The sequence below is a fragment of the Sphaerisporangium corydalis genome, assembly GCF_025506355.1.
Lineage (GTDB): Bacteria > Actinomycetota > Actinomycetes > Streptosporangiales > Streptosporangiaceae > Sphaerisporangium > Sphaerisporangium corydalis.
Window position 1 is genome coordinate 21,877 of the sequence record NZ_JANZYP010000085.1, and the last position, 13,448, is coordinate 35,324.

Genomic DNA, 13,448 nt, shown 5'->3' on the forward strand with positions numbered 1-13,448 from the left:
TCAGTAACCTTACCTCCAATGCTACCCGTGAGTAACCCCTAAAAACCGGGCGCGGGGGCGGTTCGACCCACAAGTCACCCCTGCGTAAGGTCCCGGCCACGAGGAGGTGGGATCGGCCACCGGCGGCGCGCGACCGAGGCCCCGTCCGCCGCCCCGAGCGCCGCCGCCAGGCACGCCACCGGGATCACCGGCAGGACGTAGCGGTGGTCGAAGTCGAGCACGGCCACCGGGCCCACGAGCAGGACCATCGCCGCCGCCCAGGGCAGCGAGGCCCGCCGCCGCCGAAACAGGGCGCCCGCCCCGCCGAGCAGCAGGATCGCGGCGATCAGCGGCCCGCGAAGATAGGCCGGGTACTGGTACGCCACGAGGAATCCGGCGTACGGCTCGACCGGCGCGAGCGCGCGCACGCCCGGGTCGTACTCCTCGCGCACCTTCCGGACCAGGGGGAGGTCCGGCAGGGGCCAGCGTCCCCTCGCGAAGCCGAAGGCGGGGGTGACCCGCGCGGGATGCCGGACGGGCGTCCAGGCGAAGGTCAGCGCCGTGTCGCGGGCGACGTCGGCCAGATAGTCGAACGGCTGGGCCATGATCGCGCGGACCGCGAACGACCGGGCCAGGTCGTTGTAGCGGTCCCGGCCGCCGGGCAGCAGGTTCAGCGAGGCGCGCGCGTCCCAGACGTACTCCGAGGCGGCGTCCTGGCGGGCGCCGTTGGGGCACAGCCGGGCCTCGGCGCGCGGCGGCCGGATCACCGCGCAGTCGGCGAACGTCATCGTGCGCGCCCACAGCACGACCCCGTCACCGCCGCCGAGGCCGAACCTGCCGTTCACCTGCGCGTTCCAGCCCGCGTACGCCACGAGCGGCAGCGCGCCCGCGAGCGCCGAGGCCACCAGGCGGCGGGCGCCGGCACGGCGTACCGCCAGGTGGACCAGCAGGAGCAGCAGGATGGGCAGCGCGATCGTCCTGGTCAGCGTCGCGAGGGCGAGCAGGGCCGCCGCGGCGGCACAGGCCCGCGCCGGCGGGCGGGGCGACCACAGCGCGATCGTCAGCGCGGCCACGACGAGGAAGACGAACATGGTGTCGGAAAGGACGCTGTGTTCGAGTCGCAGGAACGACGCGTCGAAGAGTACGGGCCCGGCCGCGAGCGACGCGCCCCACGCGGGCAGCGACCGGCGGCGCAGCACCGCGTAGATCATCACTCCGACGCCGAGGCCCATGGCGTGCTGGACGGCCGCCACCAGGGCGACGCTGTGGAACGGCCGCAGCAGCCAGAGCAGCAGGGGGTACCCGCTGGGGTGGAAGCCCAGGGAGGGTCGTACGTGCGAGGCCACGTCCAGGTACGAGAAGGAGTCGTACCAGTAGAGCTGCGCGGGCCGGTACCCGAGCATCGTCACCACCCGCAGCGCCGCCGCGAGGGCCGCGACCACGAGGAAGAGGCGGTGGGCACCGAGGCCTCGCCGGGGTCGGCACGGGTCGGTCAGGTCCGCGGGGGGTGACTCGATGAGCATGCTCAAGCCCTTCGTGGCATTATGTGGTCGACTGGTCGCTTTGAGTGACTGAGGGAGGCAATGGGGGACCGCGCCGGGACCCGGAGCGTCCTCAGGGTCCAGGCGGGCGGGATGGTCTACGCGACGGCGTGCTTATCGGGCTCGGCGGCCTCGGCGCTCGGTGCCGAGGCCGGCGGTCATCGGCAGGCGCCCGGCACGTCGACGGGACGCGGATGCGGGTGAGGGGCCGGATCGACCATGAGGAACGCCTGGTCCGGCCCGCTCATCACACCGTCGTGGACGTACCAGGACGGCGGGACCGACGGCGGGTCGCCGCCGTGGTAGGTGGTGAAGCCGATCTCGCGCACGCCGTGGTCCCGCAGCAGCCGCACCACCTGCGGGACCCTGAGGTTGACGAAGCCGACACAGTGGAGCGGCTCGCCAGGGGCCCCGAGAGAGGGCGGGGCCTCGTATGCCTCACCGGGCAGGGCCCGGCGGCCCAGAATGATCTCTCCCGGGCCGGTGTAGCCGATCCGGATCCGCACCCCGACCGGGCAGCCGGTCAGGCTCGCGCAGGGCCGCGTTCCTTCGAGCGCGGAGATGTCGTCGCTGGGCGGGATGACCCGGGACCCTTTGACCCTCGTCGCGGTCAGGTACTCGGCGACCACGAAGATCAGGCGGCCCTCCATGCTGCGGCTGGTCGGCACGAGCTTGATCGAGACCCGCAGGCCGCGCGACTTGAGCTCGGCCCGGTAGCGCTTCGGGTCGGCGTACAGGTCCTTGACCGTGACGACGTAGAAGCCCCCCGCCTGCCTGATGTCGAGGGTGGCCGACGCCGGGCGCGCCCCTATGCCGCCCGGCACGATCCAGCTCAGCAGCATGGCCACGGCGGCGAGCGGCAGGAGCAGCCGCCAGCGCGAGAGCGGCGCACGCAGCCCGGCCCCCGGCCGGAAGCGTGCGGCCGGCGGGGTGGGTGAGATCGGTGACGCGGCGGAGACGATCTCGTTCAGCAGTTCGCGGGCGCCGGGGGTCAGCCCCGGGCCGGGGGCGGGGGCGATGGAGGAGACCAGGCGGTCGATGTCGTGCTTCACTGCTGCCCCTTCACCAGCGCGGCGGCGCGCGAATAGCGTGAGAGATCGAGATCGGCGGAGTCCAGCTCTCTGGCGAGGCGTTTGCGCGCCCGGTGCAGCCGCAGGCGGACGGCCCCCCGCGAGCAGCCGAGGACCGTCGCGACCTCGGCGTGGTCCAGGCCCTCCCAGCTCACCAGCGACAGCAGCTCCCTGTCGTCGGGGCTGAGCCGCTGGAACGCCCTCCGGATCGCGCCGGTGTCCTGGCGGGGCGACGTCTCCTCCCAGGCGGCCAGCTCCGCGCGGAGCCGGACGGCGAGCGCGGTCCTGCGTGACTCACCCCGGCGCTGGTTGGCCAGGACCCTGCGCGCCACGCCGAACAGCCAGAGCCGGGCCTGCCGCCCCTCAGGGACGTCCTCCATCCGGCGCCAGGCCGTCGTGAACGTCTCGGAGATCGCGTCAGCCGCGTCGTCGGGCGACTCCGTGCGCCGCCGGACGTAGCCGAGGAGGTCGGCGTAGTGGGCCGTGTAGATCTCCTCGAAGCGTTGCCGGGCGTCTGGAGGTCCCACGCCGCCGTCCTTCCGAGAGGGGCTGTTCCCGCGGCCCGCCGGGACGGGCCGCTCGCTTCCACACATGTCCACTCATCGAGCAGCGTTTCACTGCTTCAGGGGAAATTTCTTAATGTGGGTACGCGAAAGGCCGCCCCGCCCGGATGCGGGCGAGACGGCCTTCGTGGAAGCGGATCTGACTCCCCGGGGGGTCAGCGGACCGGCTTGCCCTTCCCCTTGAGGGACATGGTGGCGATGGCCGCGATGAGGTAGACCAGCGCGCCACCCCACGCCGCGCCCCAGGCGGCGCCGAACACGCCTTCCTGGTCGAAGACGAGCTGTACGGGATACATCACGACGGCCGCCGCGATGCCGGGGTAGAGCGCGAACCTCCATGGGTGACGCAGCGACCAGAGCCGGGCGTTCCGGGTCACGCGGTCGCCCACGTCCGGCTTGCTGACGGCCCCGATCGCGGCCACGAGGCTGAAGAGGCTGATGCCAAGACAAAGGGCCCAGGTCAGGTCGGCGGGGCCGGGGAGGACGACTCCCATGCCGTAGCTGATCGCCGCGCCCGCCCCACCGGAGATCGCCGCGGCCTTCCAGGGCGCGCCCCGCAGAGCGGCGCCGGCGAGCGACATCTCGTCGCGTCGAGTCAGTTCGTTCATGCTCATAGGTTGCCCTCCGTCACGGCGCTGGCACATCGGGGAAGAACCCTGATCCTCCCCTGAACCCGGCCACGGGCTTCGAATGAGAATCATCCGGAGACGCGAAATATGCCCTGACCGGCAAACCGTATGTCATTCGGGGCGCCGATACCCTGTGAACATGTCTGTGATCTTTCGTCCCGCCCGCCGGGAAGACGTGCCCCTGATCGTGGCCATGCTCGCCGACGACCCGATCGCCGCGGCCAGGGAGGGCGACCCCTCCGACCAGGTCTACCTGGTCGCCTTCGAGGCCATCGACGCCGACCCGAGGCAGGAACTGGTCGTCGCCGAGGCGGACGGCGAGGTCGTCGGCACGATGCAGCTCACCTTCGTCCCCGGCCTGTCCCGTAAGGGTGGCGAGCGCGCTCTGATCGAGGCGGTACGGGTGAGCGCGTCCATGCGCGGCAGGGGCGTCGGGCGCGCGATGATGGAGTGGGCGGTGGACCGGGCCCGTGAGCGGGGCTGCCGGATGGTTCAGCTCACCACCGACAAGGCCCGCGCCGACGCCCACCGCTTCTACGCCTCGCTCGGCTTCGTCGACTCCCACGTGGGCTTCAAACTCGCCCTCTGACGCCTGGGCGGCTCTGGGCCGGGGTCGCGCCCCGCTGACCCCCGCGCGTGGCTCTGGGGGCGGTTCAGGAGGGTTCGCGTAGGGGAGCGACCTCCACGAGGTTGTCGTGGTAGGTGGGCCCCCTGCCCATGTCCGCGTCGCGCTCGCCGACCAGGGCGTTGGCGTTGGCCCCTCCGGGGCTGAACTTGGGCCAGTTTCCCTTGGTCGTCACCACGACCCCGGCCGCGACCCGGTCGCTGACCTGCAACTCCGCGGTGATCTCGCCGTTGTCGTTGAACACGCGGACCCGCTGCCCGTCGTGCAGCCCACGGTCGGCGGCGTCCTTCTCGCTGACCAGGATCTTCGGCCCTCCCGCGCGGCGCATGAGCTCGGGGTTGTTGCCGAACACCGTGTTGAGGAACGTGTGGGACGCCGGGGTGATCATCGCCAGCTTGTACGGGCCGTCCGCGCGCGCCGAGAAGGGCGGGACGTACCCCTGACCCTCGGGGACGAACTCCAGCCGGCCGGAGGGCGTCGGGAAGCCCTCGGTGAAGGGGACGAACGGGTCGGAAACGCTGAGCCGCGCCCACCCCTCGGCGCGCAGGCGCTCCACCGTGATCCCTTCCAGGGCCGGGTGGCCGCCCGACAGGAGCTGTGCGGCGATCTCCAGATCGGAGTCGTGCAGCCCTGGATCGGTCAGCCCCAGCCGCCGGGCCACCCGGCGGAAGGTCTCCGTCGTGGACAGGCACTCGCCCGGCGGGGCCACGGCGGGCTCGTTCCAGATCAGGTACATGTGGCCGTACCCGGCGTGCAGGTCGGTGTGCTCGATCTGCATGGTGGCCGGCAGGACGATGTCGGCGTAGTCGACGGTGTCGGTGGGGAACTGCTCCATCACGACCGTGAACAGGTCCTCCCGCAGGAGCCCCTCCCGGATGCGGTTCTGGTCCGACGTGCTGCCCATCGGGTTGGCGGCGTAGACCCACAGGCACTTCACGGGGTCGGCGGTGTCGGCCAGGCCCTCGGCGAGGCGGGTCATGCTCAGCGTGCGTACGGGCTTGTCCAGCAGGTCGGGGCGGACGTCGGCCTGGATGGGGATGTGGGCGCTGGTGGAGTACGCGATGCCTCCGCCGGGGTGGCGCCAGTCGCCGGTCACGCCGGGGATGCAGGCGATGGTCCGCATGGCCGTGCCGCCGCCGCGGTGGCGCTGGAGGCCCATCGTCGCGCGGATGCCGGTCGGCCGGGTGTGCGCGAGCCGCAGGCCGAGGGCCCGGATGTCCTGCTCGGGGATCCCGGTGATCTCCGCCGCCACGCTCGGGGGATATTTCCGGATTTCTCGCTCGAAACTCTCCCAGCCTTTGGTGTGGTTCTCCAGGTAGTCCCGGTCCTCGGCGCCCTCGTCGAGCACCACGTGCATCAGCGCCAGGGCGAGCGCGGCGTCGGTGCCCGGCCGGATGGCCAGATGCTCGTCGGCCTGGTCGGCGGTACGGGTCCTGACCGGGTCGATCGCCACCACGTGCGCCCCGGCGGCCCGCCCGTCCTGGATGAACTTCCACAGGTGGTGCCCGCTGGTCAGGGTGTTGGTGCCCCACAGGATGATCAGCTTCGACAGCGCGAACGTCTCGGGGTCCATGCCCGCCGGCGTGCCGTTCGTGTGCCTCAGCCCGACGTTGCCGGCCTTCGCGCAGATGTTCAGATCGTGGTACGAAGCGCCCAGCGCGTTCCACAGCCGCCGCCCGGCCTGACCGGACTCGCCCTGGATGTAGCCCAGCGTCCCGGTGCCCTGGTACGGCCAGATGGCCTCGCCGCCGAACTCGCCGACGATCGCGGTCAGCCGCTCGGCGATCTCGTCGAGCGCCTCGTCCCAGCTGATCCGCTCGAACCGCCCCGAGCCCTTCGGGCCGACCCGGCGCATCGGGTGGAGGATCCGGTCCGCCGCCCTGCTGTGTTCCAGATAACGGTTGACCTTCACGCAAAGCGCGCCGCGGGTGTAGGGGTGGTCACGGTTCCCGCGAAGGCCCACGGCCTCGCCGTTCTCGACGGTCACCACCCACGAGCAGGTGTCCGGGCAGTCCAGCGGGCAGGCGCCCAGAACCTTCAGCTCACGGGTCATGTACCAACGCTACCTGGGCCCTCCTTGACCTGGGCATGGCACCCGGCGCGTCTCATCCCCGGGGAGGTACCGTGACGGACCAGGCCTCCACCTGGGAGGACGCCACCAGTCCATACTTGCGGACGATGTGCGCCGCCGGAGGTACCGGCAACATGGAGGACGTCGCATCCGGCTGATCCCTCAGCGCGGGCGCGCCGTAGAGTGTCAGCGAATGGCCGGGGTGCACGAGTTCACCGGCGACCCCCCGAACGGGTGTGCGGACATGGGGTCGCCAGGGTTCGGTCGCCCCGCGCCCCTGGTGAACAGAGGTTAGGGAAGATCATATGACCCGAGACGTGCGCAGACGCCGGCGGTGACCGACATAAGGGAGCGCGACGAGGCCGACGAGGCCGCGGGGGGAGACATCTCCGTGGCCGGCCCTCCCGCGACCGGCGAGCTCCAGGAGAACGGCCAGGGCCAGGAGAACGGCGAGAGCCAGGAGACCGGCCAGGCCCCCGCGGCCGGCGACCCGGCCGTGATCGTCGTCGAGCCCCTGCTGCCCGCGCGCATCCGGCGGCCGTCGGACGCCCTCCGCTTCCTCGCAACGCTCCTCGCGCTGACCGCCGTCGTCCTGCTCGCCCTCGTCGCCAAGCAGACGCTCAACGGCCTGGAAGCCGACGTCACCGACGGCACGAGCCGGGCCCCCGACCTGCTGATCGGGGTGGCGAGCTTCCTCGCCGGCACGGCCGTGCTCGCCGTCCCCGCCGCGTTCGCCGTGGAACGGGTGTTCCACCGCGACGGGCTGCGGGTCGCCGAGGGCCTCATCGCCGCGATCATCGGCATGCTCGTCTCGTTCGTGCTCGGTGAGTGGCTGGCCGCCGCCGGCCCGGAGGACCTCCGCCTGCTGCTCACCGGAGGGCGCAGGGTCGAGCCGCTCAACACGCTGCTCACCTCCGTCGTCGCCTACGTCACGGCCGTGCGCATCTCCCGCCGCCCGACCTGGCGCACCCTCATGTGGATGGCCATCGCCCTCGACGTGTTCGCCCTGTTCACCGGCGCGGAGGCCACCGCCCTCGGCGTCTTCGTCACCTACCTCGTCGGCCTGGCCGTCGGGTACGCCACCCTCTACGCCGTCGGGAGCCCCAACACCCGTCCCCCCGGCGGCACCGTCATCGCCGCGCTCCGCCGCATGGGCTTCACCCCCGCCAAGGCACACCGCATCGGCGACGACGCCCAGGGCAGCCGCCGGTACGCCGTGACGATGTCCGACGGCCGCCGCTTCGACATCACCGTGCTCGACCGCGATCGGCAGGTCGCCGGGGTTCTCTACCGGATCTGGCGGCGGATCCGGCTCAACTCCGAGACCCGCCGCCGGGCCATCCGCTCGCTCCGCGCCGAACTGGAGCGCGAGGCCCTGATGGCGTACGCCGCCCAGGCCGCCGGGGTGAACACCCCCTCCCTGGTCGGCACCAGCGAGATCGGCACCGACGCCGCGCTCCTCGCGTACGAGCACCTGGAGACCAGGGCGCTCGAGGACGTCCCCCTCGAAGAGCTGGACGACGAGCTGCTGATCAAGATCTGGAGGCAGGTGGAGCTGCTCCAGGCCCAGCGCCTCGCGCACCGCCGCCTCACCGGCGACAGCATCCACATCGGCAACGACGGCGAAGTGGTGCTGATGGACGCCCGCAGCGGCGAGATCGCCGCCGGCGACCTGCTCCTGCGCCTGGACGTCGCCCAGCTCATCACCTACCTCGCGCTCCGGGTCGGCCCTGAGCGGTCGGTCATGTGCGCGTCGGAGGTGGTCCCCAAGCAGGCGCTCGCCGGGGCGCTGCCCCTGCTCCAGCGCATCGCCCTCACCAGGGGCACCCGCGCCGAGGTCACCAAGGACAAGGAACTGCTCCCCGCGCTGCGTGAGCGCATCCTCGCCCTCACCCCGCAGGTGGAGGTCGAGGAGGTGCGGCTCGAACGGTTCCAGCCCCGCACCCTCGTCACGATCATCGCCAGCGCGCTCGCCGCGTACTTCCTGCTCTCCCAGCTCAGCAGGGTCAACCTGGCCGAGGTCGTCACCTCGGCCCGCTGGGGCTGGGGCGGCGTCGCCCTGGTCGCCGCCGGCCTGAGCTACGTCGCGGCGGCGCTCATGCTGCGGGGCTTCGTCCCGGAGAAACTGCCGTTAGGACGCACGGTGCTGGCCCAGTTCGCCGGCTCCTTCGTCAAGCTGGTCGCGCCCGCGGCCGTCAGCGGGGTGGCCATCAACTCCCGCTACCTGCAGAAGCGCGGCATCTCGCCCGGTCTCGCGGTCGCCAGCGTGGGCGCCTCGCAACTCGTCGGGCTGAGCGCGCACATCCTGATGCTCCTGTTCTTCGGGTACGTCACCGGCACCAAGGCCGCCCCCTCGGTCAGCCCTTCCCGGGGCCTGGTCATCGCCCTGCTGTCGGGCGCCGTGATCGTCCTGCTCGTGCTCGCCGTGCCGCAACTGCGACGCATGATCACCAAGCGGATCCGGCCGCTGTTCTCCGGGGTGATCCCGAGGCTGCTCGACGTGCTGCAGTCCCCACGCAAGATCCTCGAAGGCCTCAGCGGGACCCTGCTGCTGACGCTGGCGTTCGTGGTCTGCCTGGACGCCTGCGTCCGCGCCTTCGGCGGTTCGCTGAGCTTCACCGCCGTGGCCGTGGTCTTCCTGGCGGGCAACGCCATCGGCTCGGCCGCGCCCACCCCCGGCGGGCTGGGCGCGGTCGAGGCGTCCCTGTCCCTCGGACTGACCCTCTCAGGCCTCCCCGGCACGGTCGCCACCTCGGCGGTCCTGCTCTTCCGCCTGCTGACCTTCTGGCTCCCCGTCCTCCCCGGCTGGGCCTCCTTCACCTGGCTCCAACGCCACAACGCCCTCTGACCCACCCCACCGGCGAGACTCCCGCATCCCCACAGCCAGAAGCTCCGGCAGGGACTCGGAACCGGGCCCCGCAGGCGGTGCCACAGGGCCAAGGTCCGGCCACGACACAACCCGCAGAGCGATGCCGCGAACCCCGGCTCCCTTTTGAACATGGCCCTCGGGCAGGGCTGAACATGGTCCTCGGGCAGGGCTGAACATGGTCCTCGGGCAGGGCTGAACATGGTCCTCGGGCAGGGCGGTGTCGCCGGAACCTCCGGGTCTCCCCCGAACCGGACGCTCCGGCAGGGACACCCGGAAGCCGGTTCCTACGAGGACATGCTCCGGCGGGCGGTGCCGCGGGAGCCTGCTCTGGACGGGTCAGACGATCGGCGAGCCCGTTGGCGGGAGTTCCTTCTCGATCGCGGCGAGTTCCTCGGAGGAGAAGGACAGGTTGTCCACCGCCGCGACGTTGTCCTCAAGCTGCTTGACGCTGCTCGCGCCGATCAGCACGGAGGTGACCCGCGAGTCGCGCAGCGCCCAGGCGAGTGCCATCTGGGCGAGTGACTGGCCTCGGGCGCCGGCGATCTCGTTCAGCGAGCGGACCCGCTGGAGCACGTCGTCGGTGAGCTGGCTCGGCCGCAGGAACCGCTCCTTCGCGGCGCGCGAGTCCTCGGGAACACCCTTGAGATACCTGTTCGTCAGGATGCCCTGCGCCAGCGGCGAGAACGGGATGCACCCGGCACCCTCGGCCTCCAGGGCGTCGAGCAGGCCGTCCTCGATCCACCGGTCGAACATCGAGTAACGCGGCTGGTGGATGAGCAGCGGCGTGCCCATCTCCCGCAGGATCCTGGCCGCCTCCCTGGTCTGCTCCGGCGTGTAGCTGGAGATGCCCGCGTACAGCGCGCGCCCCGACCGCACGGCCGTGTCGAGCGCGCCCATCGTCTCTTCGAGCGGGGTCTCCGGGTCGGGCCGGTGGCTGTAGAAGATGTCCACATAGTCCAGGCCCATGCGCGAGAGAGACTGGTCGAGGCTGGCCAGGACGTACTTCCGCGACCCCCACTCGCCGTACGGCCCGGGCCACATGTCGTACCCGGCCTTGGTCGAGATGATCAGCTCGTCGCGGTACGGCCGGAAGTCCTGGGCGAAGATCTGCCCGAAGTTCACCTCCGCCGAGCCGTACGGAGGACCGTAGTTGTTGGCAAGGTCGAAGTGGGTCACTCCCAGGTCGAAGGCCCGGCGCAGCGTGGCCCGCTGGGTGTCGATGGGCTTGTCGTCCCCGAAGTTGTGCCAGAGCCCGAGCGACACGGCGGGCAGCTTGAGGCCGCTCCTGCCGGACCGGTTGTACGGCTGCCTCTCGTAGCGGTCGTCTGATGCCGAATAGGTCACTTCGTCTCCTCCGTTACTGCGGTCTTGCCTGCCGCGGCCCGGTCGAGGATCCACGACAAGGTGAAAGCCTCTTCGTGCCACGCGTCGTACCGGCCGCTCCTACCCCCGTGACCGGCGCCCATCTCCGTCTTCAACAGGAACGGGCCGCCACCGGCGGTGGCGCGGAGCCGGGCGATCCACTTCGCGGGCTCGTGGTAGAGCACGCGGGTGTCGTTGAGACTGGTGATCGCGAGAATCGGGGGGTACGTCCGGCCGTCGACGTTCTCGTACGGCGTGTACGACTTCATGTACGCGTAGACGTCGGCGTTGTGCAGCGGATCGCCCCACTCGTCCCACTCGATGACCGTCAGCGGGAGCGACGGGTCGAGGATCGTGTTCAGGGCGTCCACGAACGGCACCTCGGCGACCACGCCCGCGAACTCCTCGGGCGCCAGGTTGGCCACCGCGCCCATCAGCAGGCCACCGGCCGAACCGCCCCTCGCCACGATCGAGCTGGACCAGCCCCCCTGGTCGAGATGGCGGGCGGCGGCCACGAAGTCGCTGAAGGTGTTCTTCTTACGGTCCAGTTTGCCCTCTTCGTACCACCGGCGGCCCATCTCGCCACCGCCCCTGACATGCGCGACCGCGAAGACGAGGCCACGGTCGAGCAGGCTGAGCCGGGCCACCGAGAACGACGGGTCGATGGAGGTCTCGTAGCTGCCGTACCCGTACAGGACCGTGGGCGCGGGCCGCTGAGTGCCCTTCTTCATGACGACGGAGATCGGGATCCGGGTGCCGTCGTCGGCGACCGCCCACTCACGGAACTGCTCGTAGTCACCGGGCTCGAACCCGCCGAGGACCGGCCGTCGCTTCAGCAGGATCAATTCACGCTTGCTGATGTCGTAGTCGTACACCGACGGCGGCGTGACCATCGACGCGTACGCCAGGCGGAGCCGGCCGGTGTGGTACTCGGGGTTCCCCGCGGGCTCGGCCGCGTGGATGGTCTCGGGGAAGGAGATCTCGTGCGGCTCGTCGCCCGCGGGCAGCACGCGGATGCCGGTGAGCCCGTCGCGCCGGAAGTGCACCACCACGTGGTCGGAGAACGCGTCCACGTCCAGCAGCCGGGTGTCCTCGCTGTGCGGGATCAGCGGCGTCCAGGTGCCGGGGTCCTCCAGCGGGGCGGTGGCGAGCTCGAAGTTCTCCGCGCCCTCGTTGTGCAGGACCAGGAACCGGTCGCCCGCGTGGTCGAGGGCGTACTCCACACCGGTCCGGCGCGGCCGGACGACGGCGAACTCCCCGGTCGGGTAGTCGGCGTCGAGGATGCGGACCTCGCTGGTGATCTTGCTTCCCGCGCCGAGCACGAGGTAGCGCTCGCTTCGCGTGAGGCCGATGCCGACCCAGAACCGCTCGTCGCTCTCCTCGTAGACCACCACGTCGTCGGCCGAGGGGGTCCCGATGATGTGCCGGTGGACGCGGTACGGGCGCCAGGCGTCGTCGATGGTCGTGTAGAAGAAGGCGGACCCGTCGGCGGACCACGCGCCGCCGTAGAAGATGTCCGGGATCTCGTCGGCCAGGATCTCACCGGAGTCGAGGTTCTTGAACCGCAGGGTGAAGCGCTCGTTGCCGCTGAAGTCGGTCGAGTAGGCGAGCGTGGTGCCGTCCGGGGTGATGCTGGAGGTGCCGATCGCGAAGAACGGGCTGTCGCCGGCCAGCTCGTTGCCGTCGAGCAGGACCCGCTCACCGTCGAGCGGCTCCCCGGCCTTGAGCTCGGGAGGCGTGTCCCCTGAGGCCCGCAGCCGGCACTGGATGCCGTACTGCTTTCCCTCCTCGGTGCGGGAGTAGTACCACCAGCCGCCCTTGCGCGTGGGGACGGAGAGGTCGGTCTCCAGCGTGCGGCCCTTGATCTCCTGGAAGATCGATTCCCGGAGGCCGTCGAGGTGCTCGGTCTGGCCCTCCGTGAAGGCGTTCTCCGCTTCCAGGTAGAGGACCGTGTCCGGGTCGTCCTTGTCGGCCAGCCAGGCGTACTCGTCGATCACGGTGTCACCGTGATGAGTGCGTTCGGCCGGGACCTTCTTCGCCACGGGAGGCGTGTCGCTGCTCACCTGGCGAGTCTATGGCGCGGCCCCGGCCGTCAAACTGATGTGACGCGGCCTGTGGATAACCGGACTTGGCGCCGGCGTCCGCGAAGGCTGGTAATCTTCTGTTGTCGGCATCGCCCGGCACAACCCCACTTCTTCGCCTCGGCGATCTGACGTGGGCGCGTGCGTGCGAAGGCCGGACCCCCGCTCTCTTCGAAGGCCTGACCTTGGGACTTGCTTAACCCAAGCAGACCGGGTAAGTTAGAGGGGTTGCCCTGGAAACGGGGTGGTCTGAATTCTAGATGGTTTGCCGGGTTGGAAGTCAAGTGCCTGCAAAGGCGCGGTTTGCTCCTGGTCAAGCGGACCTTGTAGGATGAGGGCATACGAGATGGAAGCCCCGGAGTCTTGGACCCTTGCGGGTTCGGGTGATGGTGTACGCGTCCGTTTCTTGAGAACTCAACAGTGTGTTAAAAGCCAGTGCATGATTATGCATTTTCTCCGTCTTTCGCACGCCTTTTGTGGTGTGCGGGGATGGTTCCTTTGGTTGACACCTCATGCTTGATAGCGGGTGTGGTGGTGTTCGCCGGGATTTCTTCAGGCATTGTTTGGAGAGTTTGATCCTGGCTCAGGACGAACGCTGGCGGCGTGCTTAACACATGCAAGTCGAGCGGAAAGGCCCTTCGGGGTACTCGAGCGGCGA

The 13,448-nt window shown here is 70.5% G+C and carries 9 protein-coding genes and 1 rRNA gene; 3 read left to right on the top strand and 7 right to left on the bottom strand.

What is annotated here, in order from left to right; translation table 11 throughout:
- Positions 1-74: 74 nt before the first annotated feature.
- From NYZ98_RS37365 to NYZ98_RS37380, 4 genes are all read right to left on the bottom strand, one after another.
- Positions 75-1,502, bottom strand: a complete 1,428-nt coding sequence (locus NYZ98_RS37365; RefSeq protein ID WP_262849402.1) for a hypothetical protein — start codon at positions 1,500-1,502, stop codon at positions 75-77.
- A gap of 176 nt (positions 1,503-1,678) precedes the next feature.
- Positions 1,679-2,572 carry a hypothetical protein gene (locus NYZ98_RS37370; RefSeq protein WP_262849404.1) on the bottom strand — a complete coding sequence of 298 codons (894 nt, stop codon included), beginning with the start codon at positions 2,570-2,572 and terminating at the stop codon, positions 1,679-1,681.
- Positions 2,569-3,117 (bottom strand): RNA polymerase sigma factor, encoded by a 549-nt coding sequence (locus NYZ98_RS37375; protein ID WP_262849406.1) that lies wholly within the window; start codon positions 3,115-3,117, stop codon positions 2,569-2,571. Before NYZ98_RS37375 ends, NYZ98_RS37370 begins: the two co-directional genes overlap by 4 nt.
- Before the next feature lie 191 nt (positions 3,118-3,308).
- On the bottom strand, positions 3,309-3,761 hold the full coding sequence (locus tag NYZ98_RS37380) for a hypothetical protein (protein ID WP_262849412.1): 453 nt from the start codon (positions 3,759-3,761) through the stop codon (positions 3,309-3,311).
- Positions 3,762-3,921: 160 nt separating this feature from the next.
- Here NYZ98_RS37380 and NYZ98_RS37385 point away from each other — a divergent pair, with 160 nt between their 5' ends.
- Positions 3,922-4,371, top strand: a complete 450-nt coding sequence (locus tag NYZ98_RS37385; RefSeq protein WP_262849419.1) for a GNAT family N-acetyltransferase — start codon at positions 3,922-3,924, stop codon at positions 4,369-4,371.
- A 64-nt stretch (positions 4,372-4,435) separates the two neighbouring features.
- Here the strand turns inward: NYZ98_RS37385 and NYZ98_RS37390 are convergent, their stop codons facing one another.
- Positions 4,436-6,460, bottom strand: a complete 2,025-nt coding sequence (locus NYZ98_RS37390; protein WP_262849425.1) for a molybdopterin-containing oxidoreductase family protein — start codon at positions 6,458-6,460, stop codon at positions 4,436-4,438.
- A gap of 352 nt (positions 6,461-6,812) precedes the next feature.
- Here NYZ98_RS37390 and NYZ98_RS37395 point away from each other — a divergent pair, with 352 nt between their 5' ends.
- Positions 6,813-9,326 (top strand): lysylphosphatidylglycerol synthase transmembrane domain-containing protein, encoded by a 2,514-nt coding sequence (locus NYZ98_RS37395; protein ID WP_262849427.1) that lies wholly within the window; start codon positions 6,813-6,815, stop codon positions 9,324-9,326.
- A gap of 357 nt (positions 9,327-9,683) precedes the next feature.
- Here NYZ98_RS37395 and mgrA read toward each other — a convergent pair whose 3' ends face one another.
- Complete coding sequence (mgrA, locus tag NYZ98_RS37400; protein ID WP_262849430.1) at positions 9,684-10,691, bottom strand: L-glyceraldehyde 3-phosphate reductase; 1,008 nt, start codon at positions 10,689-10,691, stop codon at positions 9,684-9,686.
- On the bottom strand, positions 10,688-12,772 hold the full coding sequence (locus tag NYZ98_RS37405; protein WP_262849432.1) for a S9 family peptidase: 2,085 nt from the start codon (positions 12,770-12,772) through the stop codon (positions 10,688-10,690). The genes mgrA and NYZ98_RS37405 overlap by 4 nt, the downstream gene beginning before the upstream one ends.
- Positions 12,773-13,350: 578 nt before the next feature.
- Here NYZ98_RS37405 and NYZ98_RS37410 point away from each other — a divergent pair.
- Positions 13,351-13,448 (top strand): 16S ribosomal RNA (locus NYZ98_RS37410); the annotation flags it as partial.